The organism is Pseudomonas sp. GW821-FHT07G06, from assembly GCF_058986625.1.
On the sequence record NZ_JBYSVW010000017.1, the window covers coordinates 115,334 to 136,265 of the forward strand.

At 61.9% G+C, this 20,932-nt stretch carries 18 protein-coding genes; 7 read left to right on the plus strand and 11 right to left on the minus strand.

The window, feature by feature from the left end:
- Positions 1 to 28: 28 nt before the first annotated feature.
- Together AC3WJW_RS24450 and AC3WJW_RS24455 are read right to left on the minus strand one after the other, a co-directional pair.
- Complete coding sequence (locus AC3WJW_RS24450; protein WP_493727718.1) at positions 29 to 793, minus strand: SDR family NAD(P)-dependent oxidoreductase; 765 nt, start codon at positions 791 to 793, stop codon at positions 29 to 31.
- Between the two features lie 168 nt (positions 794 to 961).
- Entirely contained in the window at positions 962 to 1,450 is a 489-nt protein-coding gene (locus AC3WJW_RS24455) for an ester cyclase (protein ID WP_493727719.1), read from the minus strand.
- A 112-nt stretch (positions 1,451 to 1,562) separates the two neighbouring features.
- Between AC3WJW_RS24455 and AC3WJW_RS24460 the strand changes: the two genes are divergently transcribed.
- Together AC3WJW_RS24460 and AC3WJW_RS24465 are read left to right on the plus strand one after the other, a co-directional pair.
- The gene (locus AC3WJW_RS24460) at positions 1,563 to 2,480 is read left to right on the plus strand and encodes a LysR family transcriptional regulator (RefSeq protein ID WP_493727720.1); all 918 of its coding nucleotides are present in this window, start codon (positions 1,563 to 1,565) and stop codon (positions 2,478 to 2,480) included.
- Positions 2,481 to 2,851: 371 nt separating this feature from the next.
- Entirely contained in the window at positions 2,852 to 3,745 is an 894-nt protein-coding gene (locus AC3WJW_RS24465) for a LysR family transcriptional regulator (RefSeq protein WP_493727721.1), read from the plus strand.
- Here the strand turns inward: AC3WJW_RS24465 and AC3WJW_RS24470 are convergent.
- The 3 genes from AC3WJW_RS24470 to AC3WJW_RS24480 all read right to left on the minus strand — a co-directional run bounded on the left by AC3WJW_RS24470 (position 3,733) and on the right by AC3WJW_RS24480 (position 7,144).
- Positions 3,733 to 4,905, minus strand: a complete 1,173-nt coding sequence (locus AC3WJW_RS24470) for a (R)-mandelonitrile lyase (RefSeq protein WP_493727722.1) — start codon at positions 4,903 to 4,905, stop codon at positions 3,733 to 3,735. The genes AC3WJW_RS24465 and AC3WJW_RS24470 overlap by 13 nt on opposite strands.
- Positions 4,906 to 4,923: 18 nt before the next feature.
- Complete coding sequence (locus AC3WJW_RS24475) at positions 4,924 to 5,979, minus strand: alpha/beta hydrolase (RefSeq protein WP_493727723.1); 1,056 nt, start codon at positions 5,977 to 5,979, stop codon at positions 4,924 to 4,926.
- Between the two features lie 61 nt (positions 5,980 to 6,040).
- Positions 6,041 to 7,144 carry an alpha/beta hydrolase gene (locus tag AC3WJW_RS24480; protein ID WP_493727724.1) on the minus strand — a complete coding sequence of 368 codons (1,104 nt, stop codon included), beginning with the start codon at positions 7,142 to 7,144 and terminating at the stop codon, positions 6,041 to 6,043.
- A gap of 206 nt (positions 7,145 to 7,350) precedes the next feature.
- Between AC3WJW_RS24480 and AC3WJW_RS24485 the strand changes: the two genes are divergently transcribed.
- Both AC3WJW_RS24485 and AC3WJW_RS24490 read left to right on the plus strand, forming a co-directional pair.
- On the plus strand, positions 7,351 to 7,650 hold the full coding sequence (locus tag AC3WJW_RS24485; protein WP_493727725.1) for a DUF4189 domain-containing protein: 300 nt from the start codon (positions 7,351 to 7,353) through the stop codon (positions 7,648 to 7,650).
- A 159-nt stretch (positions 7,651 to 7,809) separates the two neighbouring features.
- Positions 7,810 to 9,549, plus strand: a complete 1,740-nt coding sequence (locus AC3WJW_RS24490; protein WP_493727726.1) for a dipeptidase — start codon at positions 7,810 to 7,812, stop codon at positions 9,547 to 9,549.
- Between the two features lie 442 nt (positions 9,550 to 9,991).
- Here the strand turns inward: AC3WJW_RS24490 and AC3WJW_RS24495 are convergent, their stop codons facing one another.
- Both AC3WJW_RS24495 and pdxR read right to left on the minus strand, forming a co-directional pair.
- Positions 9,992 to 10,519, minus strand: coding sequence for a GNAT family N-acetyltransferase (locus AC3WJW_RS24495; protein WP_493727727.1), 528 nt, complete (start codon positions 10,517 to 10,519; stop codon positions 9,992 to 9,994).
- Positions 10,520 to 10,522: 3 nt separating this feature from the next.
- Positions 10,523 to 12,007, minus strand: a complete 1,485-nt coding sequence (gene pdxR / locus AC3WJW_RS24500) for a MocR-like pyridoxine biosynthesis transcription factor PdxR (RefSeq protein ID WP_493727728.1) — start codon at positions 12,005 to 12,007, stop codon at positions 10,523 to 10,525.
- A 116-nt stretch (positions 12,008 to 12,123) separates the two neighbouring features.
- Between pdxR and AC3WJW_RS24505 the strand changes: the two genes are divergently transcribed.
- From AC3WJW_RS24505 to AC3WJW_RS24515, 3 genes are all read left to right on the plus strand, one after another.
- Complete coding sequence (locus AC3WJW_RS24505; RefSeq protein ID WP_493727729.1) at positions 12,124 to 12,888, plus strand: sulfite exporter TauE/SafE family protein; 765 nt, start codon at positions 12,124 to 12,126, stop codon at positions 12,886 to 12,888.
- A 175-nt stretch (positions 12,889 to 13,063) separates the two neighbouring features.
- Positions 13,064 to 15,190: a TonB-dependent receptor family protein gene (locus AC3WJW_RS24510; RefSeq protein ID WP_493727730.1), complete on the plus strand. Its 2,127-nt coding sequence runs from the start codon at positions 13,064 to 13,066 to the stop codon at positions 15,188 to 15,190.
- Between the two features lie 188 nt (positions 15,191 to 15,378).
- On the plus strand, positions 15,379 to 15,720 hold the full coding sequence (locus AC3WJW_RS24515) for a hypothetical protein (protein ID WP_493727731.1): 342 nt from the start codon (positions 15,379 to 15,381) through the stop codon (positions 15,718 to 15,720).
- 51 nt (positions 15,721 to 15,771) lie between these two features.
- Here the strand turns inward: AC3WJW_RS24515 and AC3WJW_RS24520 are convergent, their stop codons facing one another.
- The 4 genes from AC3WJW_RS24520 to AC3WJW_RS24535 form a co-directional block, all read right to left on the minus strand.
- The gene (locus AC3WJW_RS24520; RefSeq protein WP_493727732.1) at positions 15,772 to 16,560 is read right to left on the minus strand and encodes a transporter substrate-binding domain-containing protein; all 789 of its coding nucleotides are present in this window, start codon (positions 16,558 to 16,560) and stop codon (positions 15,772 to 15,774) included.
- Positions 16,561 to 16,648: 88 nt separating this feature from the next.
- Positions 16,649 to 17,818: an NAD(P)/FAD-dependent oxidoreductase gene (locus AC3WJW_RS24525; protein ID WP_493727733.1), complete on the minus strand. Its 1,170-nt coding sequence runs from the start codon at positions 17,816 to 17,818 to the stop codon at positions 16,649 to 16,651.
- 4 nt (positions 17,819 to 17,822) lie between these two features.
- Positions 17,823 to 19,478 carry an FAD-dependent oxidoreductase gene (locus AC3WJW_RS24530; protein ID WP_493727734.1) on the minus strand — a complete coding sequence of 552 codons (1,656 nt, stop codon included), beginning with the start codon at positions 19,476 to 19,478 and terminating at the stop codon, positions 17,823 to 17,825.
- 36 nt (positions 19,479 to 19,514) lie between these two features.
- Positions 19,515 to 20,861 (minus strand): NAD(P)/FAD-dependent oxidoreductase, encoded by a 1,347-nt coding sequence (locus tag AC3WJW_RS24535; protein ID WP_493727735.1) that lies wholly within the window; start codon positions 20,859 to 20,861, stop codon positions 19,515 to 19,517.
- Positions 20,862 to 20,932 lie beyond the last annotated feature (71 nt).

The window sequence follows — 20,932 nt, forward strand, 5'->3', positions numbered from 1 at the left end:
TCGCCATGCCGCAACTACAACCGGCCACTCAACTGCCCACGGGAATGCTCATGCCGCCATCGGCCATGACGACCGAGCCGACAATGAAACTGGCGCGCTCGGAGGCCAGGAACGCCACGATCTCGGCAATTTCATCGGGCGAAGCGGCACGGCCGATCGGAGCCGACTTGCCGTGCTCTTGCAGGAAGCCCGGGCCGTCTTCCATGAAGTGATTGAGCAGATTGGTGACCACGTCGCCCACGCCAATCGCATTGACCCGAATACCGTGCTCTATCGCTTCCAGGGCCTGGGTTCGGGTCAGTTGCGCCAGTGCCCCTTTCGATGCGGTGTAGGCCGCGATGCCCGGGAACGCGAAGTAAGAGGCATAGGACGCGATGTTGACGATGGCACCTGACTTGCGCTTCATCATTTCCTTCGCCGCTTCACGGGAATGGAGGAACGCGCCCGTCACGTTGGTCTCCATCTGCCAGCTCCAGTCCTCGCGCGTCATCTCGACCAGAGGCTTGTAGATGATCCGTCCCGCGTTGTTGACCAGCACATCGAGCTTGCCGAAGTGCTGAACGGCCAGGGCAACCGCTTTTTCCGCCGAGCCATCGAGCGTGATATCCGCGACCAGGGGCACCAATCCAGGGCGCTCGAGGGCGTTCACTTCAGGGTTGATGTCTTCGGCAACGACCTTGGCGCCACGGGCATGGAACAGCTCGGCGATGGCACGGCCGATACCGCTGGCGGCGCCCGTGACAATCACGACTTTCCCGGCGATCTCGTTGGGGGTAGCAATAAAATCAGTCATCTCGTTTCTCCTGGCAAGAGAGCAGCTGAACCATTCCAGCCGCTGCGCATACGCCTGAACGTATGCGGGTTGTCGCTTTCGACGACTCAACCTTCGCCGATTGCGATCCGCCACTCTTTAGGAGCCTTGCTCACCCTGTCGGGGCTTTGCGCTTATCTGCCTGGGGTTTCAGTTTTTCAGCACGCCGAGCTGATGCAACCCGGTCATCCAGTCTTCCATGTGCCAGGTACGAACGATTTTGCCGTTTTTGAATTCATGGATATCGGTGGCCATGATGTCGATACGTTGACCGGTGGGCGCCACACCGACAAAGACTCCACTTTGAATGCCGGAAATGCGCGAGCGCACGATGACCTTGTCACCGTCCTGCAACACCTCTTCTATCTTGATGCTGAAATCCGAGAAGGTGCTGTGCAGATGGTGCAATACCGCTTTGGCCCCCTCTGGACCTGGCGCCTGGTTCGCGCCGGCGGGGATGTCTACCCAGTCCTTGCTCAAAATGCGGTCGATAAGGCCGGGATCGTTCTGGTCGAACGCGGTGTACCAGAGTTCGACATCCTGCTTGTAGCGGCTGGACTGTCCGCCGCTGGCCAATGTACTGACACACACCAGGGCAACAACACACAACGCTGCCTTCCAGTTTTCTATTGTCTTCATTTCAGTCTCCCTGTGGGTCGGATGGAATCCGCAAGCCGGACAGGCAATCTAGACTGATGAAGCTTTCAGCAATACCGGGATAATATTGGCCATTACGTTCGAGGAAATCGGCATGATCTCTGATCCCGGAACACCGACACTGGACCAACTGCGCGTGTTCCTGACGGTCGTGGAAGTCGGCAGTTTTGCCGCGGCCGCCAGAAAACTGCACCGGGCCACCTCGGTCATCAGTTACTCGATCGCCAACCTGGAAATGCAGCTCGGCGTGTCGCTGTTTGACCGTCAGACCACCCGCAAACCCCAGCTCACCGATGCCGGCCGCACCGTGCTGGCCGAAGCCCGGACCATCGCCAACGGTGTTCATGGATTGCGCGCCAAAGTGAAGGGCCTGCTCCAGGGGCTCGAAGCCGAGGTTCACGTGGTACTCGATGTGATGCTTCCCCCCGAGCGCGTGGTGGACGCGCTCAAATCCTTTCGCGAAGCGTTCCCGACCGTTGCCCTGCACTTGCATATGGAAGCACTCGGCGCCGTCACTGAGCTGGTGATCAACCGTGGCGCGATCATCGGCGTCAGTGGGCCCATGAATGAAGGCATCGACGGTATCGAAAGAATTGGCGTCGGCAGTGTCGAGTTGATTCCGGTGGCCGCCCCCAATCATCCACTGGCATCGAGCGACTCGAATGTTCCGGGCGCCGGGCGAGAGTTCACGCAACTGGTGCTGTCCGACCGTTCGCTGCTGACCAAGGACAAGGATTTCGCCGTGCTCAGTAACCGCACCTGGCGGCTGGCGGACCTGGGCGCCAAGCACATGCTGCTGCGTGAAGGCATCGGCTGGGGCAACATGCCGGCCCCGATGGTCCAGGAAGATCTGGAGAGCGGCCGACTGGTGCAACTGAACATTCCGGAATACAAAAGCGGCCAATATTCCTTCGACGTCATCTACCGCACGGATCTGCCACCGGGGCCGGCCGCGCGATGGTTGATTGACCGCTTCGTCCAACAAGGCTCGGTGCAGGAGGCAACGGCTTGAGGATGGAACTTGTCGATTTTCTGGAGCCAGGGGATCGAAAAATGGTTTTTCGAGCAGAAATCCCCGGGGCATTTTTTGGGTTCTTCACGGAATCCCGGGGGATCTGTAGGAGCTGCCGAAGGCTGCGATCTTTTGATCTTGCTTTTGCGATCTGAAGATTGCTGAAGATCAAGATCAAAAGATCGCAGCCTTCGGCAGCTCCTACAGGGGAACGTGTGCACCACCAGACAACGAGGTTGAGCGTTAGCTCGCCTCGCGGTGCTCGCCCCCCTCGAGAGGTCGAACGTCAGGGGTATGAGCCCTTGGTTACTTGGGGCCATTACTCACTTCAGATGGCATAATCGCAACCGGTTCATAACAGGTGCGAATCAATGACCGTCGAAAGCTACGACCAACTGGCGATCTTCTCGGCCGTGGCACAGGAGCGCAGTTTCACCCGTGCCGCCGCCAGGCTGGGTATGTCGCAGCCGGCCTTGAGCCGCGCCATGCGCCAGCTGGAGGATCGACTGGGTGTCCGGTTGCTGTCTCGCACCACGCGCAGCGTTTCGCCGACTGAAGCCGGCGAGCATCTGCTGCGGGTGATTGCCCCCAGGTTCGAAGAGATCGACAACGAACTGGCCCTGCTCAGCGCGTTCCGCGACAAGCCGGCGGGCAAATTGCGGATCACGGCCGGCGAGCATGCAGCGATCACGGTTCTGCACCCCGTACTGGCCAAATTGCTGCCGGACTATCCTGACCTCAACATCGAAATCATCGTCGACTACGGCTTTACCGACATAGTGGCCGAAGGCTTCGACGCTGGCGTGCGGTTGGGTGAGCAGGTCGCCAAGGACATGATCGCCATGCGCATCGGCCCCGACATGCGCATGGCGGTGGTCGGCTCCCCGGCGTATTTCACCCGATACTCAAAGCCCGTCGTCCCGATTGATCTGATGCAGCACAATTGCATCACCTTGCGCATGCCGACTCACGGTGGGCTGTATTCGTGGGAATTCGAGAAGAATGGCCAGCCAGTGAACGTCCGCGTCGAGGGCCAACTGGTGTTCAACAACATTGCCATGCGCCTGCAGGCCGCCCTGCAGGGGTTGGGCCTGGCCTACATGCCGGAAGACCTGGTGCAGGAGCATGTCGCACAGGGCCGGTTGATCCGCGTGCTCACGGACTGGTGCGAGCCATTCTCTGGCTACCACCTCTATTACCCGAGCCGGCGGCAGAGCTCGCCGGCCTTTACCCTGCTGCGCGAAGCCTTGCGCTATCCGGGCTGATTGGCCTGGGTGATGTCCAGCGCCTCGGCGGCCCGCTTGGCTGCTTCGGCATCCCCCTGGTCGGCCAGTAGCCGGGTCAACTGACGCAATTGCCCGACAGTCAGGCCGACCCGCAGGCTGGCGGCCATGTGCGAACGCAGTTGTGACTCTACGCCCGGCGTGGCGGCCAGCGCCGCGACGGTCGCCAGCTCCCGACTTTGCCAGTCAAGGTTGTCGCGCTCGAAAATGTCGCCGAACAGATGCGTTTGCAGGTACTGATTGATGACAGGGACGAAGTCGAACAGCGGCCCCTGGACAGGCGCCCCGGCAATACGCGTCTGGTTGGCCTTGCCAACCGCCAGCAACTCATCGCCGACGGGAATGGTGCGACCGGGCTCGCGCCCCGCAACATCCTCGATACCCCGCTGTTTGCGTGCCTGGACCACGTTCATCAACTCGCCAAGGGCATTGAGGCTGCGCGGAAAACCGCTGTAGGCGTAGAGCTGCACCAGTATTTCCTTCGCCTCGCTGACCGTCAGCCCCGCATCAAGCCCCTGGTTAAGGGCCGCGTTGAGTCGGGGAATATTGCTCGTGGCCATGGCGGCGGCAATCAGCGGGATGGCCTGCTGCCTGGCGGACAATGTCTCGGAAACGGGTTGCGTAGCAGGCAAGGATTGCGGCGCAACAGAACGCTGGGCGCTGTACTGGGCATCGGTGACCTTCTCCAGCCATTGCACGCTTTTGCCCTCTACCGATCCGGTCACGGCCAGGTGCGTCATGCGGCTCGTCGCAGCGGCACCATGCCAGTGCTTGACGCCCGGCGGGCAGACAATCACATCGCCTGGATGGATTTCCTGCACGGGCTTGCCCCACTCTTGCGTCAGGCCGATACCGGAGGTCACTACCAATCGCTGGCCGGCAGGATGGGTGTGCCAGGCCGAACGCGCGCCAGGCTCGAAGGTGACGTAGGCACCGGACGCATTATTCTCGCCCGTGGCAGGAAACAACGGATCGACGCGCACCTGTCCGGTGAAATAATCCGCCGGGCCGGCGACCGAAGCCTGGCTGCCTGCTCGACTGATCTGCTGGGCGGCCCTGGGCTCACTGACACTGTCGGCCCCTGCTGCGCCGGCAAAAGGCGCCGCGGCGCACACCGCGATGCCAAAAAGCGTGTTTTTCATGATGAAGGATCCCTCAAGTCAGAGTGTTCTGGCGTAGAACGCGTTCAACTGGCCAATGGCGACGTCCACATACTCAGGCACCCAATAGGTTTCGATATGGGTCGCGCCATCGATCGTGAACAGTTTCTTGTCCCCGGTCCCACTGGCCTTGGCGAACGCCTGCTCCGACATGTACAGGCTGTCGGCCTTGCTGCCGGCGATCATCAGCAAGGGTTGGTCGATCAGCTCGATCTGGTCCGTGGCATCGAACCTCATCAGGTCCAGCAGGCTGCTCTGGGTGTAGCGGAAGGTCGAGTTCGGATGGGCGTGGGTCTTGCCGTAATACTCGAAACCCTGCCGATACAGATCGAACGGCAGCCTGGCGATCTGTTCATCGGTCAGCCTGACATCGCCGACGTAGAGCACCTCCCCGCCCGCCGCTTCCTGCGCGCGGGCGGCCGAAGCCTGCTGCAAGCGCTCCTGGATCGTCGACAGTTGCGAGTCCCGGTAGCCATTGCGACGTACCAGCCCGGAGTTGAACATGCTCAAGGTCGCGATCGACTGGAAGCGTTTGTCGGATTGCGCCGCCTTCAACGAATACCCCCCGCCGCCGCAGATACCGAGCAAGCCCAGTCGCGCGTTATCGACGCCCGGATAGCGGGCGATGAAGTCCGCCATGCCATGGATGTCCTCGATGCGGTACGCGGGCTTGTCGATGTTGCGCGGCTCGCCACCGCTGGCCCCCTGATACGCCGCATCCGCCGTGATCGTGATGTAGCCCTGATCGGCCAGGCGCTGGGCATACAGGCCGGCAACCTGCTCCTTCACCCCGCCATTGGGATGCGCCACGACGACGGCCGGGTATTTCTTCGCCGCGTCATAATTGGCCGGGGTGTAGACGTTGGCGGCGATGTCCAGGCCGTTGAGTCTGTAGGTGACCGGATGGATGTTGACCTTGCCTGGTTCGTTCTTCACCAGCGCGCCTGCGTAGGTCAAGGTGTAGGGATTGTGTTTGTAGTCCGCGGCCTCGGCGTCAACGCCGGACATGCCGATCATGGTGGCCATGAGTGTGGCCTTCAGCGTGGTTCGCATCATGTGAATACTCCTGACAATTCCTGTTTCCAAGGGTGTGCGGCAGCGATTGCCCTGCTCGGTATCAATCGAGGTTTTTCTCGGCGAGAAACTGCGAAACCAGGTCCGCGATCTCGACGTTGTTCAGGTCCGAAAACGGGAAGTGGCTGTTGCCCCTGATACCGATCTCCGGCAAGTGAATGAGCCGCACGTCGCCGCCATGGCGGTTCACGGTGTCACGCCACAGTCGCGCCATCTCGAGCCGGGCACGCCAGCTGTCCTGTGCCGGTAAACGAACCGGCTTGTCGGGGATGTTGTCGCCGTAGATGATCAGGATGGGGATATGCGTCAGCGCTTCGAACTGCGCCTTCGATACGACCTGCGCCGAGAGCGTGTCGAACGCGCTGGGAATCGGCGCCGGCACCTCGCCTTCGGGAAACACGAAGCTGCTACCCGGCTCGAACGCGACGATGCCCCGCACCTGTTGGCTCTTGATCGCGGTCATCCAACCGGGTCCACCGCCCTGAGAGTGGGTGAACAGGATGGCGGGCCCGGTCTTGTCCAACAGCGCGGATACGCCATCGGAGGCGACTTCAATGTCATAAGGGCCGGTATTGGGTGTCATAGAACGGAAGAATTGCTCCAGCGCCTGCGGCCCACGGGGGAACTGACTGCCCTCGAAGGTTTCGGGCCACTGTCCGATGCGGAACTGGTTGAACCACAGTTGCTCGTCCGGCACTGGCTTGATCGTCGTTTCCACAAGGCTGCGCCCCGCATCGCCACGGCGCGGTTGGTCAATCAGGTAGGTGGAGAACCCGCGCCGCAGGAAGATGTTCTGGAAGCCTTCGCGGCCATCGGCCGTGGTTTCCCAGGACTTCGCCGATTGCCCTGCGCCATGCCACATGACGATGGGCAACGGATGCGCATCGACCGGTACCTGATAGAACGCGTACACATGGTCGCCATGGTAGGTCTGGCCATCAGGCATCAGCGGTTTGTAAGGATCAAAGCGACCCGGCTGGGTGATCAGTCCCCCGCCGGCAATCAGGCTTCCTTGATCCTTGATGATCAGCGGGCTGCGCTCGCTGCGCTCGTCAGCTTCCACGAGCGCCCCGCCGGTCAGGGTGAGACAGAGCGTGCCCGCCCTGACGGCGGCATGTGCGTACTTGCGGATGGAATCCCGGGTCATGAGTGGCTCTCGACGTGTTATCGCAGAGAGGCAAACTACCGCCCAGGCATTAATTAATGAATAGACCCAATCGGATAGCAGTAATACCAAAAACACATAACTCTATTGATTGAGACAGGTCCAGCCGAAGGTGGAGGATGTCCTGAAAGAGGCCTAATCTGAATAGGCACGACCTTGAGCACGCCTCTTGATACAGGGGAACCGCAATGACGGGACAGACTGCACGCCAAGGCTGGTCATGGGTCCTGCTTTCCCTGCTCGCTGCCAATCTGGCGCTGACAGCCGGATGTTCAGGCAAAACCACCACGGCTCGCCCTGCAGCCTCAAGCATCGGCTCAACCTGCTATGCAAAGGCACTTCCCACTGTCGGCGAAGGTGGCCTCGCCTGGGGCGACACCTTGAACATCGCTCGCCAGAAATCCCTGGATAATTGCAAACGCTATGCCGGTCGATCGGGCGGCACGCCGAATACCTGCAAGGTGGTGTTGGCGGAATGCAAACACTGATAGAGCGTTTTGCGTTTCTGCGTCGCTTTTGCATTTCTGTGCGACAGATCCCACTTCAGGGGCTCCCGTTTCACACGCGCATGGTGTTAGTTTTGAAATGTTTCTGATCAGACGATCAGATATTTCTTACAACCCGCCTGCAAAGGAATGCCCCCAGCAATGGATTTTTCACTCAAGCACCTGGCTGCGACCACCCTGATGCTCGCCAGCCTTTCGTCGTTCACCGGCGCTGCCCACGCCAACATCACACCGCAACAGAGCGCGATCATCCTCAAGACGTTCAATGATGCTTCGGTCAAGGATTTCCGCCAGTTCCTGCAAACCCTGGCCAAGAGCGATGTTGCCAAAACCGACGACCTCGGCCCGGCCATCAGTGCCTTCCTCGGCAACAAGACGCTGTCCGCTGAGCAGCAGAACGAAATCCATCGTTTGCTCGGTCTTTATGCCCGGGTGAAATACGGCAGCGCGGCCACCGAAACCCTGAAGGAGCTGGTGGCCATTCCGACCGTGCGCGTGGACGGCGTTGACCAGCACGACAACCCCGAATTCCTCAAGATCGCCGAGAAGATCAAGGGCCTCGCCCAGGCGTTCAACCTGAACTTTCGCAACATCGACAACCGCGTGTACGAGATCTCCCTCGAAGGCAAGGGCGACGAGGTCGTGGGCATTCACGCCCATGCCGATGTGGTGCCGGTGACGCCGGAGAACTGGGTGCTGCAGGACGGCACCCGCCTCGATCCGTTCAAGGTCACCCTGGTCGGCGATCGCATGTACGGCCGCGGCACCGAAGATGACAAGAACGGCATCGTGGTGGCGCTCTACGCCATGAAGATCATCAAGGAGGAGCAACTGCCGCTGGCGCGCAACTTCAAGCTCCTGGTCGACACCACCGAAGAAACCACCGGTGACGCCATCCCCTACTACTTCGAGCGCAACCCGACGCCCAACTACAACCTGGCGCTGGATGGCAGCTACCCGGTGGTGATCGCCGAGAAAGGCTACGGCACCGTCATGGCCAGCTTCGCCAAGCGTGCTGGCGAGGGCAAAGGCGCAGAAATCATTTCGATGACCGGCGGCCTGGCCACCAACCAGATTCCGTCGACATCGGTCGCGACCCTGGTGACCGACAAGCCCGCCGAACTGGCTGCCAGCCTGCAAAAGGCCGGCACTGAGTACGCCAAGCGCAACGGCGGCAACTTCGAAGTGGCTGCCAAGGTCGACGGCAAGGACGTCAAACTGACGGTCACCGGCGTTTCCGCCCACTCCTCCGAGCCCGAGTCCGGCGTCAACCCGGTGGCCAGGATGCTCGACTTCATCAATAGCCTCGACGGCAAGGTCGCGCTCAAGCACAACCAGATCACCGACGCCGCCCGCTACGCCGCCGACAACTGGGGACTGGACTACTTGGGCGGCAAGCTGGGGGTCGGTTTTGCCGATGAGTTCATGGGCCCGCTGACCACTTCCCTGACCTATGTCGGAATGGATGACAAAGCCTTCAAACTCGCCGTCAACCTGCGCGTGCCGAAAGGCAAGACGCCCGAGGTGCTCAAGTCCGAAATCGCCACCAAGCTGGACGCCTGGAGCAAGAAGACCGGGATCGCGCCGACCTTCGACCTGTCGATTGCCGAACCGATGTTCCGCAACCCCGAGGGTGAATGGGTCAAGGCCCTGCTCGCGGTGGCCAGCGAAAACCTCGGCATGGAACACAAGTTCGGCACCTCCGCCGGCGCCACGTCCGTGCATGAATTGCCTAACGGCGTGCAATTCGGCCTGGCCATGCCGGACGTCAAGTACACCGGGCACAACGACAACGAGTTCAAGACGACCGAGCAGTTCCTGCTGGACTTGCAGATCGTGACCGAAATGATGGGCCGCATCGGGCAATTGCCGACGCTTTGATCGGTTCTTTCCCTGATTTGGACCCGGACACGGTCCCCTGTAGGAGCTGGCCTGCCAGCGATGGTCGTTAACGATAGCGCGGGTGACCTGGATAAACGCGGTGCACTTGAGTCCATCGCCAGCAAGCTGGCTCCTACAGCTTCAGCGTGGGCACGGTCCCTTGTAGGAGCTGGCTTGCCAGCGATGGTCGTTAACGATAACGCGGGCAAACGGGATAAACGCGGCGCACTGGAGTCCATCGCCAGCAGGCTGGCTCCTACAGTTTTCAGCGTGGGCACGGTCCCTTGTGGGAGCTGGCTTGCCAGCGATGGTCGTTAACGATAACGCGTGTTAAACGGATAAACGCGGCGCACTTGAGTCCATCGCCAGCAGGCTGGCTCCTACAGTTTTCCGGGAATGCGTGAAGAAGATTCCCCTCCCGGCGGGTCCGGTTTGATGCCGGCTACGGGACCTGGGGTACCCGCCACGACATGGCGCAGCGGCTCCCGGGTTCAAAACCGCAGCCGTACTCTTGTGCCAGGATGTCTGCAAGGCGCTTGCCCAGCGTTACCCCAGCGGTGACTTCAAACCCCAGCCGCCGGTAAAAGGGCGCGTTCCACGGCACCTGTGTGAAGGTCGTCAGCGTGACACAAGCCAGCTGATTCAAGCGTGCATATTCCATCGCCGTTTCAACCAGCCTTCGACCCCAGCCCTGTCCCTGCACGGACTGTTTGACCGACAGCTCATGGATATGAAGATCGCTGCCGTGGCGTTCTGCACTCAGGAACCCCATGGGCCGAGCTTGCGCATCGACAACCACCCAGCAAGTCGATAACGCGATCAACTGCCTGTGACGATCGACTGTCATGGTGGCAGCGTCCGCCAGCCAACCCAGCTCATCGATCGAGCGGAATGCCTGAGCGGCGCAACGCTCAACAGCGGGCAGCGACAGTGCATCATCGGGTACAGCCAGGCGAATATGTGCAGGCATGATTTACATTTTCTCCTCGACGTCCCGAATCACGGCAGCAAGAATGCGGACCCCGTCATGAACCTGCTGCGGTGTCAGGCCGGCATAACCCAGAATGAGTCCTGCGGGTCGCTCATGCTCTGTGCACGAGGGTTCGGCAAACAACGGCGAGAGCGGATAAACGCCAACCCCGCGTTCGAGCGCCAGCGCCTGTAGCCTGGGCTCATCCTGAGCGCACAGTGACGATAACAGCAGTACGCCATGCAGGCCCGCCGCCATGCCGACCAGTTGCCCGAGCCCCGCCAGATGTTGCTCGACGGCCTCCAGCAACGCCCTTCGCCGCTGCTCATTGTCCCGGCGCAGACGGCGTACGTGGCGCTCATAGGTGCCACTCTCGATCAACGAGGCGAGCACGTTTTGCTCCCAGCGCGGTGAGTGACGATCGGTCAGCCGTTTGGCTTCACGGAAAACGTGCACCAACTCCCGTGGCAGCACCAGATAGCCCAACCTGAGCTGCGGTGAAAGTGCCTTGGAGAAGGTCCCGACATAAATGACGCGGGCTTGCGCGTCCATCGATTGCAGCGCGTCGATGGGGCGCTGACCGTAACGAAACTCGCCGCCGTAATCGTCCTCAATGATCCACGCGCGATGTCGACTCGCCCATCCCAGCAGTTCCAGGCGACGTGCGACAGGCAGCACCGCCCCCATGGGAAACTGGTGCGACGGCGTCACATAGGCCAGGCGCACGCCATCATCTTCCGGTAGGGCGCCGGTATTGAGTCCAAAGGTGTCGACGGACAGGGGCAACGCCACGGCGCCCACGGCCTCAAAGCAATATCTGGCCATGCGGTAACCCGGTTCCTCGAAGACGAACCCATCGCCGGGGTTCAATAACAGTCGGGCACACAGGTCAAGTCCCTGCTGCGAGCCATGCACGACGAGGATTTGCTCCGCATCGCACGTCAGGCCTCGTGCCCGTTGCAGATAGCCTTGCAGGGCGCTGCGCAAACGCGCCTCCCCTTCGGGCTGCCCGTACGCAAGGCTCGGCTGGCGCTTGACCAGTTCGGCACGATAGGCGCGCTGCCAGCCCAGGGCCGGAAAGTCCCTCGAAGCGACCGAACCGTAGCGGAAATCGATGCGCGCACCCGGCGATGCCATGCTGTAGGGCTTCAGGTCGGCAACACGCTGCCCGTACAGGGAAAGCGCAGGTGGCAGCGCTTTGTGCCGCACCGCGTTCCCCCTGGTGTGCCCGGACGAGGGACTGATCATGCTCGCGACCGTGGCAGCCTTACCCGTCGATGTCGCGACAAAGCCCTCGGCTGCCAGTTGCTCATACGCCGCCGTCACCGTGGTTCGCGACACGCCGAGCTCGGCCGCCAGTGCCCTGGTCGACATCAGCTTCGTACCCGCTGCGAGCGTGCCCTCTTCGATCTGCGCCCGCAGCCTGGCATAGATGCGGCGCTGCGCCCCGCGCAAGGATGCATCCGGCCCATCTGAAAACTGGCCCATGGAAAAACCTCAAAACTGGCACTTTCTGTGAAGCAGGTCGTGGTCGACATTATGGATACCCGGCCACCCGGAATGAAATCCCCATTTTCAACCGATAACTGCAAGGAGACCGCCCCTTGGAACTGGAACTGACCGCCACCACGCTCCTTGTCACCTTCGCCGGCGTCTTTCTGATCTGCTTCATGAAAGGCGCGTTCGGTGGCGGCTTTGCCATTGTCGGCATCCCGCTGCTGTCGCTGGTGATGGACCCGATCACCGCCGGCGGACTGCTCGCGCCGCTGTTCATCGCCATGGACCTGTTCGGCCTGCGCTACTGGAAGCCGTCCACCTGGTCAAAACCGGACCTTCGTTTGCTGGTACCCGGCCTGGTCGTCGGCATTGGTGTCGGCTATTTACTCTTTCGCGTGATGGACCACCGCGCGGTCGCCATTGTGATGGCAGCGATCACACTGATTTTTGTCGGCCTCTGGTTCAAGGCCGGTGGAGAAGTCAGCGCACGCCCGCGCTCATCGCCCAAGGCGGTGGCCGCGGGCGTCACCTCGGGCATCACGACCATGGTCGCGCATTCAGGTGGACCACCCTTGGCGATGTACCTGTTGCCGCTGGGCCTGAGCAAGCAGCTCTATGCCGGCACCACCAGCCTGTTCTTCACCGTGGGCAATCTCCTCAAGGCGGTGCCCTGGCTGCTCCTGGCCAAGCCCACTGGAAACGTGCTGAGCCTGATGCTCATTTGCCTGCTCGCGGTTCCCAGCGGTGTCTGGCTTGGCTGGCGCCTGCACGCCAGACTGGATCAACGCCAGATGTACCGCGCCTGTTACGGCTTGCTGGTGGTCACCGCCGTGAAGCTACTTTGGGATGGCATTGGCGGCTACATCGCCTGAGACTATTCCGCCATCTGAACGTATTGCTCAGCCTGACCCGGACTCGGGCATTGCAGTGACGTCAACGCCACTGGACATATCCGGTGGGCAAAAAACCAAATTGCCATGTGTTCCCTTCGTTCATTCTTGCGTCGCACTGTTCATTGTCCGTTCCCTGTACGTCTGGAGTTTCCCAATGCCCTCGCCTAATTCCTTGCCCGCCGCGCTGCTGGGCCTGGCCCTTGTTTGTCCGGCCATGACCGAGGCTCAGGGCCTTGAACTGGGGCAAGTGCTGATCGGGGCCGAGGACCAGAGTGACGAAGACCAGGGGATCGAGGACGCCAGGGCCCGGCTGGCCCAGGTACCCGGTGGTACCAATGTGGTCGACATGCGCCGTCCGCTGCAGGGCCGTGTGGCGAGTAACCAGGATGTGCTGGCTTATCAGCCCGGGATCTATGCCCAGTCGGCGGGCAATGAGGGGGTGAAGATCTCGATCCGCGGATCGGGCATCAACCGTGCACCGGGTGCCCATGCCTCGGGGCTGTACACCATGCTCGACGGTCTGCCGCTGACCGGCCCTGGCGGCACGCCCTATGAACTGCTGGAACCGCTGTGGCTCGACCATGTGGAAGTGTTGCGCGGCGCCAACGGTTTCGACCGCGGTGCCCTGGCCTTGGGCGGGGCCATCGATTACGTCAGCCATACCGGCTACAACGCGCCAAAGTTGCAGGTACGCTACGCAACGGGCAGTCACGGTTATCAGCAGCGTCAGGTCAGTTCCGGACAGGTGCTGGGTGACTTCGATTACTACGTGGCCATGACCGACGCAAACGCCGACGGCTACCAGGACCATACGGCCAGCGAGAGCCAGGGCGTCATCGCCAACTTCGGTTATCGCTTCAACCCGAACCTGGAAACGCGCTTCTACCTGCGCCACCGCCAGACCGACAACGACCTCGCGGGACGGGTGACCAAGCACTCCATCGAGCACGATCCACGGGCGGCCAACCCCGCTTACGTGGCGCGGGACGATCGCCGCGACGAGCCCGGCAGCACCTTTATCGGCAACAAGACCACCTGGTACCTCGATGACGATTCGAGCATCCAGACCGGCCTGGTCTACCACGACTACCCCATGGACTTGCGCGAGGGGCCCAACCGCCTGAAGGTGGCGTACACCGACGTTAGCGGCACGTTCGACTACAAGCGCCGCGACACGCTCTGGGGCCTGCAAAGCCAGAGCACCCTGGGCTTGCGAGTGACCAAACACCTGCCCAACTCAGGCGCCAGCGAGTTCGTGCGCATCCCCACCGGCAACACCGCCGGTTACGCACCGGGCACGCTGATGCGCAACTTCACCTACCAGGGCTCGGACACGGTCCTGCATGTCGGCAACGACCTGGAGATCGCCGACGACCTGTGGCTGACCACGGGCCTGGCCGCCATCTACACCCGCCGTGAAAGCGACGTCACCTATCCGCAGGAAGGCGGCAAGACCAGCCTGCACGACTGGGACTATGCACCGCGCGTGGGCTTGCGCTACCAGCTGACACCTGACCTGCAACTGTTCGGCAACCTCAGTCGCTCGGTCGAGGCGCCGCACCCCTGGTCGCTGATCTACAGCTCCAACATTCGCTTCCCCGCCGGCAGCGGCCCCGCCACAGGCGCCCAGCGCGATCCGGTCACGCTGCAAAACCAGACCGCCACCACCCTGGAAATCGGTGGTCGCGGTGACAGCACCCTGGGCCAGTGGAGCCTGGCCTGGTACTACGCCCAGGTGCACCACGAATTGCTCTCGGTGTTACCGGACGCCAACGCCACCACGCCGTACGAGCTCAACGCCAGCCCCACCGTGCACCAGGGCGTCGAAGCCAGCCTGCTGAGCCCGCTCTGGTCGCCGGGCGATGGCGGCCAGTTGAGCCTGCGCCAGAGCTATACCTTCAGTGACTTCCACTACCGCGACGATGACCGCTTCGGCGACAACCGCCTGCCGGGCCTGCCGATGCACTATTACCAGGGCGAACTGCGCTACGACTGGCCACAAGGCTTCTTCGCCGCGGTCAACACGCAATGGGTGTCCAAGGTGGCGGTCGATTACGCCAACAGCTACTACGCCGATCCCTACGCCATATTCGGCGCGACCCTGGGCTACAACGCGCCCAAGGGCGACTGGCAGACCTGGCTGGACCTGCGCAACCTGACCGACAAGCACTATGCCGCCACGGTTACGCCGGGCTACGACGACAAAGGGCTGGACGCGGCACGCTCCACACCCGGCGAGGGCATGGCGATGTACCTCGGGGTGTCGTGGAGCCTGCTCTGAGATGAGCCTCTACACGGACCTGTAGGAGCTGCCGAAGGCTGCGATCTTTTGACTTTTAACGGACCCAAATCAAGATCAAAAGATCGCAGCCTGCGGCAGCTCCTACAAAGGGTGTACGGCAGATGTAAAAAAACGGCGCCCTGGGGCGCCGTTTTGCATTTTCATATCCCAGTGTGGGCATCGCCTTCATGGTGGTCGCGACCGTAGTGCTGGTTGCTGGTCAGCGGACGCGGGATGCGCACCTGACCTTCCTTGTAGGAGCTGCCGAAGGCTGCGATCTTTTGGCATTTAACGGGCCCAAATCAAGATCCAAAGATCGCAGCCTGCGGCAGCTCCTACAAGGGGTGTATGGCAGATGTAAAAAAAACTCCGCCCTGGACGCGTTGGTCAATGTGCAGGCCAGCTGGATCGCCTACGTGGACGACTTCAAGCTGCTGATGCTGTTGTCACTGGCGGTGATGCCGTTGTTGCTGATCATCAAGGCCCCGAAAGCCCTGACCAATGAAGAACCGACACCGGTCATGGAGTAACCCGAGGGGCGCAAAGCAGCACCTATGGGGCTGCTTTGCGGCGTTCAGCCTTCACTCCGGCCACAAATCGATCGGGAAGTACTTCTGCGATATCTGCGTGTACTTGCCTGAATCATGCAATTGCGTCAGCGCCAGATCGATTCGCGCCTTGAGCTCGGTATCACTTTTGCGCAGGCCCGCCCCTACGCCCAGCCCATAGAGCAAAGGGTCCATCTTGACGCTGCCGGTGCCTTTCTCCTCGAACGTCGCCCCGTCAGCGGACTTCAGGAATTCGATGTCGCCAAGCTTGTCGAGGAACATGATGTCGATCCGGCCAGCCAGCAGGTCGGCATTGCAGTCGTCCTGCGTGTTGTAGATACGGATAGTCGAGGTGTTCCCGTAAGCGGAACGGATGAACTCGGCGTTGGTGGTCGAGCCCTGCACACCGATGGACTTGCCCGCCAGACCTTCTGGCGTGAGTGTCAGGTCGACGTTCTTCGCGGCGACAAAGATCCCCGTCGTTTCGTAGTATGGCCGCGAGAAGGCAATGACTTTCTGGCGTTCCGGACTGATCCCCATCGAGTTGAAGAGTACGTCGAACTTGTTGGAGAGCAGTGCGGGAATGATGCCGTCCCATGCCACTTCCCTGATCTCGCACTGGGCTTTCATTTGCTCGCAGAGCGCCCGGATCAGATCCGGCTCGAAGCCGGTGAATTGCCCGGTGGGTGTCTTGACCAGAAAAGGCGGATACGGCTCGGCGGCCACCCCGAAACGCAGCGTTTCCTGTGCTGCACTGGCGAACGTTGAAAAGGAACACAGCGTCATGCCGATTGAGGCCAGCAACGTCAGATTGCGGAACATTCGTTTCATGGTCGATCCTTTTTTTATCAGGAGGATAGTGACAAATAAATGGTCCAATTACGCACAGCGATTTTCATTTCTACCTTGTTCAGGCCCCGGGAGCAGGCAACGGCAGCCAGCCCTGGATGGCTTGCCAGTCCCGCTCCAGCGTCGCAAAACGCGAGAGCGAAAAGGTCGTGAGGTCCGCGAAACTGCACGTGCCGTCGACGACGAGATCGCGAATGGCATGACCGCTTGCCGGCGAGAGTCCGAAACCGACACCGGACATTGACGCAACGGTGACGTTATCCAGCCCCGCAGGACGATCAATGACCGGGCGACCGTCCGGTGTGTTTTCGATGAAGCCGGCCCAACTGCGAATCACGCGTTTATGCGCCACCTTGGGAAAAAGCTCGGCCAGTCGCCTGGCGATATTGCATTGCAAGGGCGTCGACTGCGGGCGAGTGCCATGCAGATCGGCGAGCTCGACCCATTCGTGGGGGCCGCCACCGTACGCCAGGTTGCCGCGCAGGGTTTGCCGGCCATACAGACCGTTACCGTCCACCCCGCCGACCTCAAGTAACGGCAGCGGCTCGGTGACGATCATCTCGGCACGCGCGGTCACCAGCGGAATATCGACGTCCAGTTGCGCCGCCAAGGCTCCGGTGTGCGGACCCGCGGCAATCACCAGGTGGTCGCAGGAGATCAGGCCTTGTGCAGTACGCACGCCCGTCACGCGCTCGCCGTGGCGCTCGATGGCAACGACGGGCGAGTGTTCGTTTATCCGGCCGCCGAGATTCTGCAGCGCCCAGGCGTAAGCCTGCAGGGTACGGTGCGGATTGGCGTGGCCGCCGAAATGGTAGTAATAGCCGGCCAACACGTTGTCACCGGCAAAGGGGACCAGCTCACGCACCTGTCGAGGGTCCAGCCGATCGGTACGCAAGCCGTACCAGGCGGATTCGCCCACGACTTTTTCATCGAGCGCAATCTGCTGTTCGGTGAGGTCGATACTGATGCGGTCCGCACGATACTCGGTCGGATAGCCGAGCAGCTCATCGAGCATCGGCCAGAGCCGCTGTTCTTCGACAAACAGCGGACTGTGGTGATGCGAACAACCGCCGCCGTTACGTCCCGAGGCGCCCCAGCCAATCATGCCGGCTTCCAGGACCAACACATCGACGCCATCGCGTGCCAGCCACCAGGCGGCACTCAATCCGGTCACACCGCCCCCGATGATCACCACGCTCGCACTGTTGGACGACTTCTTGACTGTTTGCATGATGTCAGACCTCCTGATGCGTCGGGATGGAGTCAGGGCCCGCGTCTTGCGGGTACCTGGCCGTGGTCTGTTGCCCGGTGCACAGCCAGAACGGCATCCACTGCGACGGCATGTCGAACCATGCATCCCAGCGACTGCGCATTGGCGGCGATTCCTCGAGCTGCCCCGCCTGTTGCAGCGACAGTGGGCGAACCGGCGGACGAAACGAAGCCAGCGCAATGGCGTCGACACTCACGCCGGCGCCGATACCGAGCAGGCAAGCGACCTGCTCGCGGCAACGGCGGCCCTGGCACGGCCCCATACAGGCACGTGTCAGACGCTTGGTCACATCCGGGTTGAGCGAACTGTCCTGCATCGTGCTGGCCAAGGCGGCATCGGCGGGTGCCCAGCCCAGGTATCGCGGCGGCTGTTGCGCCAGGATTTCGCTGGCCGTCACCTCCTCGCACTGGCAAACAAAGGGTTGGTTCTGCCCATGGACCGTGGACGCGCGCACCCACGCCGTGCGATAGGCGGCGATGTCGAAAACAGGCTCGTCAGGCACAACCGCCTCGTCGTGTCGGGCGATATCGATACCCAGTGCGGCAAGCGCCGTGTGGGCGGCGACTTGCCCTTCGTGTCGGGCAATACGCTCGTCGAGGCTTTTCGATGCCCAGACACCGGCGCAGTCACCAGCTACCAGCACGAAGGGCAACGAAGTGCGCTGTGCGCCGTCCGTGTCAGGAACATGGCCGCCGCGACTGGCTTGAAATGAAGCGCTGCACCCTGCTGCTTCGACCAGTTCGATCGCTGGAATGGCCGCTACGCCCAGCAGTACCGTGTCGCATTCGATCTCTTGTACCGCCTCGCGCAGGTGGCGACCCTGCGCGTCGACAGCGACAGCGGCAATCCGCTTGACACCGGATGCATCGCCGAGCGCCTCGCGCACGACATGCCCGGTCAAGACCCGGGCGCCCTGTTCGACCAGCAGGCCGAGCAGCGTTGCATCGCCGCTCACCTGCCCGGCCTGTTCAATGATTGCAGCAATCTGCACGCCCCTGCCGAGCAGCGCATGGGCCGTCGCCAGTGCTTGTGTATCGCTGCCGACCAGCACGGCGCGCTTGCATTCCAGCGCCTGGTAAACCGTCGCCAGCCGATGAGCCGCGCTGACGCCCATGACGCCGGGGCGATGCCAACCGTCAAACGCGAGCCCCATGTCACGCCTTCCGGCGGCGACGATCACCTGTTTGAAACCCAGCAGGCAGGTGTTTTGCCCATCGGCCAGACCGGCAACGGCGCCCTCGATCCACGCTGTGGTGGGTTGTTGGGGAAACAGCCCCCAGACGGCCGTGCCCAGCCGCACATCGACACCGGCTTCAAGCGCCTCGGCAATCTCCGGGCGGGCGTCAAGGAGGGTCTGCAGCACACTGTTGCGATTGGCGACCGCAGCGCCCATTCTTGCGCCGAAATGCAGTGGCACCTCCTCGCCCATGGTTTCCAGGGGCACCGGATTTTCGTCCACCAGCGTGACACGTAGGCCATGGCCGGCCGCGGTCAGGGCGGCAGCCAGCCCGGCCGGACCGGCGCCTACAATCAGAATGTCGGTCTGGTCGTTGATCGGCGGCGCCTTGCCTGCCACCGACGCGGGATCGTAGTAGGTATTGGGTGCGAGAGGTTTTGTCACCGTGATGCCCTCCAAAGGCAGGCGCGTGGATATCGACTAAAACAGTGAAGATGGCGGCTTGACGTCACCCTCGGCGAACCGCGACAGACGCAGCTGGCGCATGTCCAGCCCCGGATCGCCCGAGTCGATCCAGTTCGCCAGGGTTTTGCCCACGATGGGCCCCATGGCAAAGCCGTGGCCGCAGAAACCGGTGGCGACGGCGAGGCCGCGCGGCGACGTCTGCGCGTCGATGACCGGAATGCCGTCCGGCAAGACATCGATGCCGCCCGCCCAACGGTCAACAACTTGCGTATCGATCTGCCCGGGGAACGCGGCCTTGAGCGCCCCCATGGCCGCTGCCAGCCCCTTGTCGTTGGGCTTGATCAGCGGATTGCGCTGGTGAATCCCGGCGCCAGAGCGCGATGCTTGCGACCACGGCATGCGCTGGTGCAGGTCCGTCAGGCAGGCCCCATTGAGATTGAACCGGAAAGACTTACGGTGCGCCCACAGCGAAGGTGCATACCAATGCAGTGCGCGCAGATGGCCAAGCGTCATGTCGACGTCGACATGGGCGTCGTCCGCAATGTTGAAGCTGCCATCGATCCGTTGCCGAAAGCCCACGCCGTTGGCAATCGTGGAAATGCCGCTCAGCGCCGGTCCCGGCGTGGTCCGCGCCACCGTCCCCCGGACCAGCTGCTGCGGCAGCGAGATACCCAGCAGTTTGAGCAGGCGGAATGAGGTGACACCGGCGGCGCACACCACGGTGTTCGCCTTCACGTAACCCCGTTCGGTTTCAACGCCCACGACCTGACCCGCGGCCACGTCGATACCTTTGGCACCGCACTGTTCAACGATGCACGCCCCCAGTTCCAGGGCGCGCCTGGCGAAGGCGCGAGCCACCAGCGTGGGCTCCGCCTGGCCATCGCTGGCCGTGAACAAGCCACCCATTTGCGGCACGGCGTAACCCGGCAGTTTCTTTGTCACCTCACGCGCCGACAGCATGACGGTATCGACCGAAAAGCTGCGGGCGACCGTCAGCCAGGATTCGTAGCCGTCTCGTTCAGCCTCATTGCCCGCGACGAACAGGCAGCCATCGTTGCGCCATCCCAGGTCGGCCTGGAGTTCGTGCTCCAGCGAGCGCCAGATGTTGATGCTGGCTTGCATCAGCGGCACTTCGGCCTCGTCACGCGATTGCTGGCGGACAAAGCCCCAGGCGCGGGACGATTGCTGACCCGCCAGGGTGCTTTTTTCCAGGACAATGACCCTGGCGCCCGCTTTGCTAAGGTAATACGCACACGCACAACCCATCAGGCCGCCGCCGATGATCGCCACGTCGACTTCACGGGGCAGGCGCTCGTGGCTGGATGCCGACACAGTGGCAAATACCGCTTCAGGTGAGTTCATAAGGGGGCCATCACATTGAGAATGACGCGTAGCGCGACGTCGATGTTTCGGCTAAGAATGTGCCCCGATCA

What these genes read in the sequence shown, in the direction of transcription:
- AC3WJW_RS24495 (WP_493727727.1), bottom strand. Translation starts at nt 10,519, where the DNA reads ATGCCTGCACATATTCGCCTGGCTGTACCCGATGATGCACTGTCGCTG.
- AC3WJW_RS24520 (WP_493727732.1), bottom strand. Translation starts at nt 16,560, where the DNA reads ATGTTCCGCAATCTGACGTTGCTGGCCTCAATCGGCATGACGCTGTGT.
- AC3WJW_RS24475 (WP_493727723.1), bottom strand. Translation starts at nt 5,979, where the DNA reads ATGATGCGAACCACGCTGAAGGCCACACTCATGGCCACCATGATCGGC.
- AC3WJW_RS24525 (WP_493727733.1), bottom strand. Translation starts at nt 17,818, where the DNA reads ATGCAAACAGTCAAGAAGTCGTCCAACAGTGCGAGCGTGGTGATCATC.
- AC3WJW_RS24455 (WP_493727719.1), bottom strand. Translation starts at nt 1,450, where the DNA reads ATGAAGACAATAGAAAACTGGAAGGCAGCGTTGTGTGTTGTTGCCCTG.
- AC3WJW_RS24510 (WP_493727730.1), top strand. Translation starts at nt 13,064, where the DNA reads ATGCCCTCGCCTAATTCCTTGCCCGCCGCGCTGCTGGGCCTGGCCCTT.
- AC3WJW_RS24465 (WP_493727721.1), top strand. Translation starts at nt 2,852, where the DNA reads ATGACCGTCGAAAGCTACGACCAACTGGCGATCTTCTCGGCCGTGGCA.
- AC3WJW_RS24490 (WP_493727726.1), top strand. Translation starts at nt 7,810, where the DNA reads ATGGATTTTTCACTCAAGCACCTGGCTGCGACCACCCTGATGCTCGCC.
- AC3WJW_RS24535 (WP_493727735.1), bottom strand. Translation starts at nt 20,861, where the DNA reads ATGAACTCACCTGAAGCGGTATTTGCCACTGTGTCGGCATCCAGCCAC.
- AC3WJW_RS24485 (WP_493727725.1), top strand. Translation starts at nt 7,351, where the DNA reads ATGACGGGACAGACTGCACGCCAAGGCTGGTCATGGGTCCTGCTTTCC.
- AC3WJW_RS24450 (WP_493727718.1), bottom strand. Translation starts at nt 793, where the DNA reads ATGACTGATTTTATTGCTACCCCCAACGAGATCGCCGGGAAAGTCGTG.
- AC3WJW_RS24480 (WP_493727724.1), bottom strand. Translation starts at nt 7,144, where the DNA reads ATGACCCGGGATTCCATCCGCAAGTACGCACATGCCGCCGTCAGGGCG.
- AC3WJW_RS24470 (WP_493727722.1), bottom strand. Translation starts at nt 4,905, where the DNA reads ATGAAAAACACGCTTTTTGGCATCGCGGTGTGCGCCGCGGCGCCTTTT.
- AC3WJW_RS24515 (WP_493727731.1), top strand. Translation starts at nt 15,379, where the DNA reads ATGGTGGTCGCGACCGTAGTGCTGGTTGCTGGTCAGCGGACGCGGGAT.
- AC3WJW_RS24460 (WP_493727720.1), top strand. Translation starts at nt 1,563, where the DNA reads ATGATCTCTGATCCCGGAACACCGACACTGGACCAACTGCGCGTGTTC.
- pdxR (WP_493727728.1), bottom strand. Translation starts at nt 12,007, where the DNA reads ATGGGCCAGTTTTCAGATGGGCCGGATGCATCCTTGCGCGGGGCGCAG.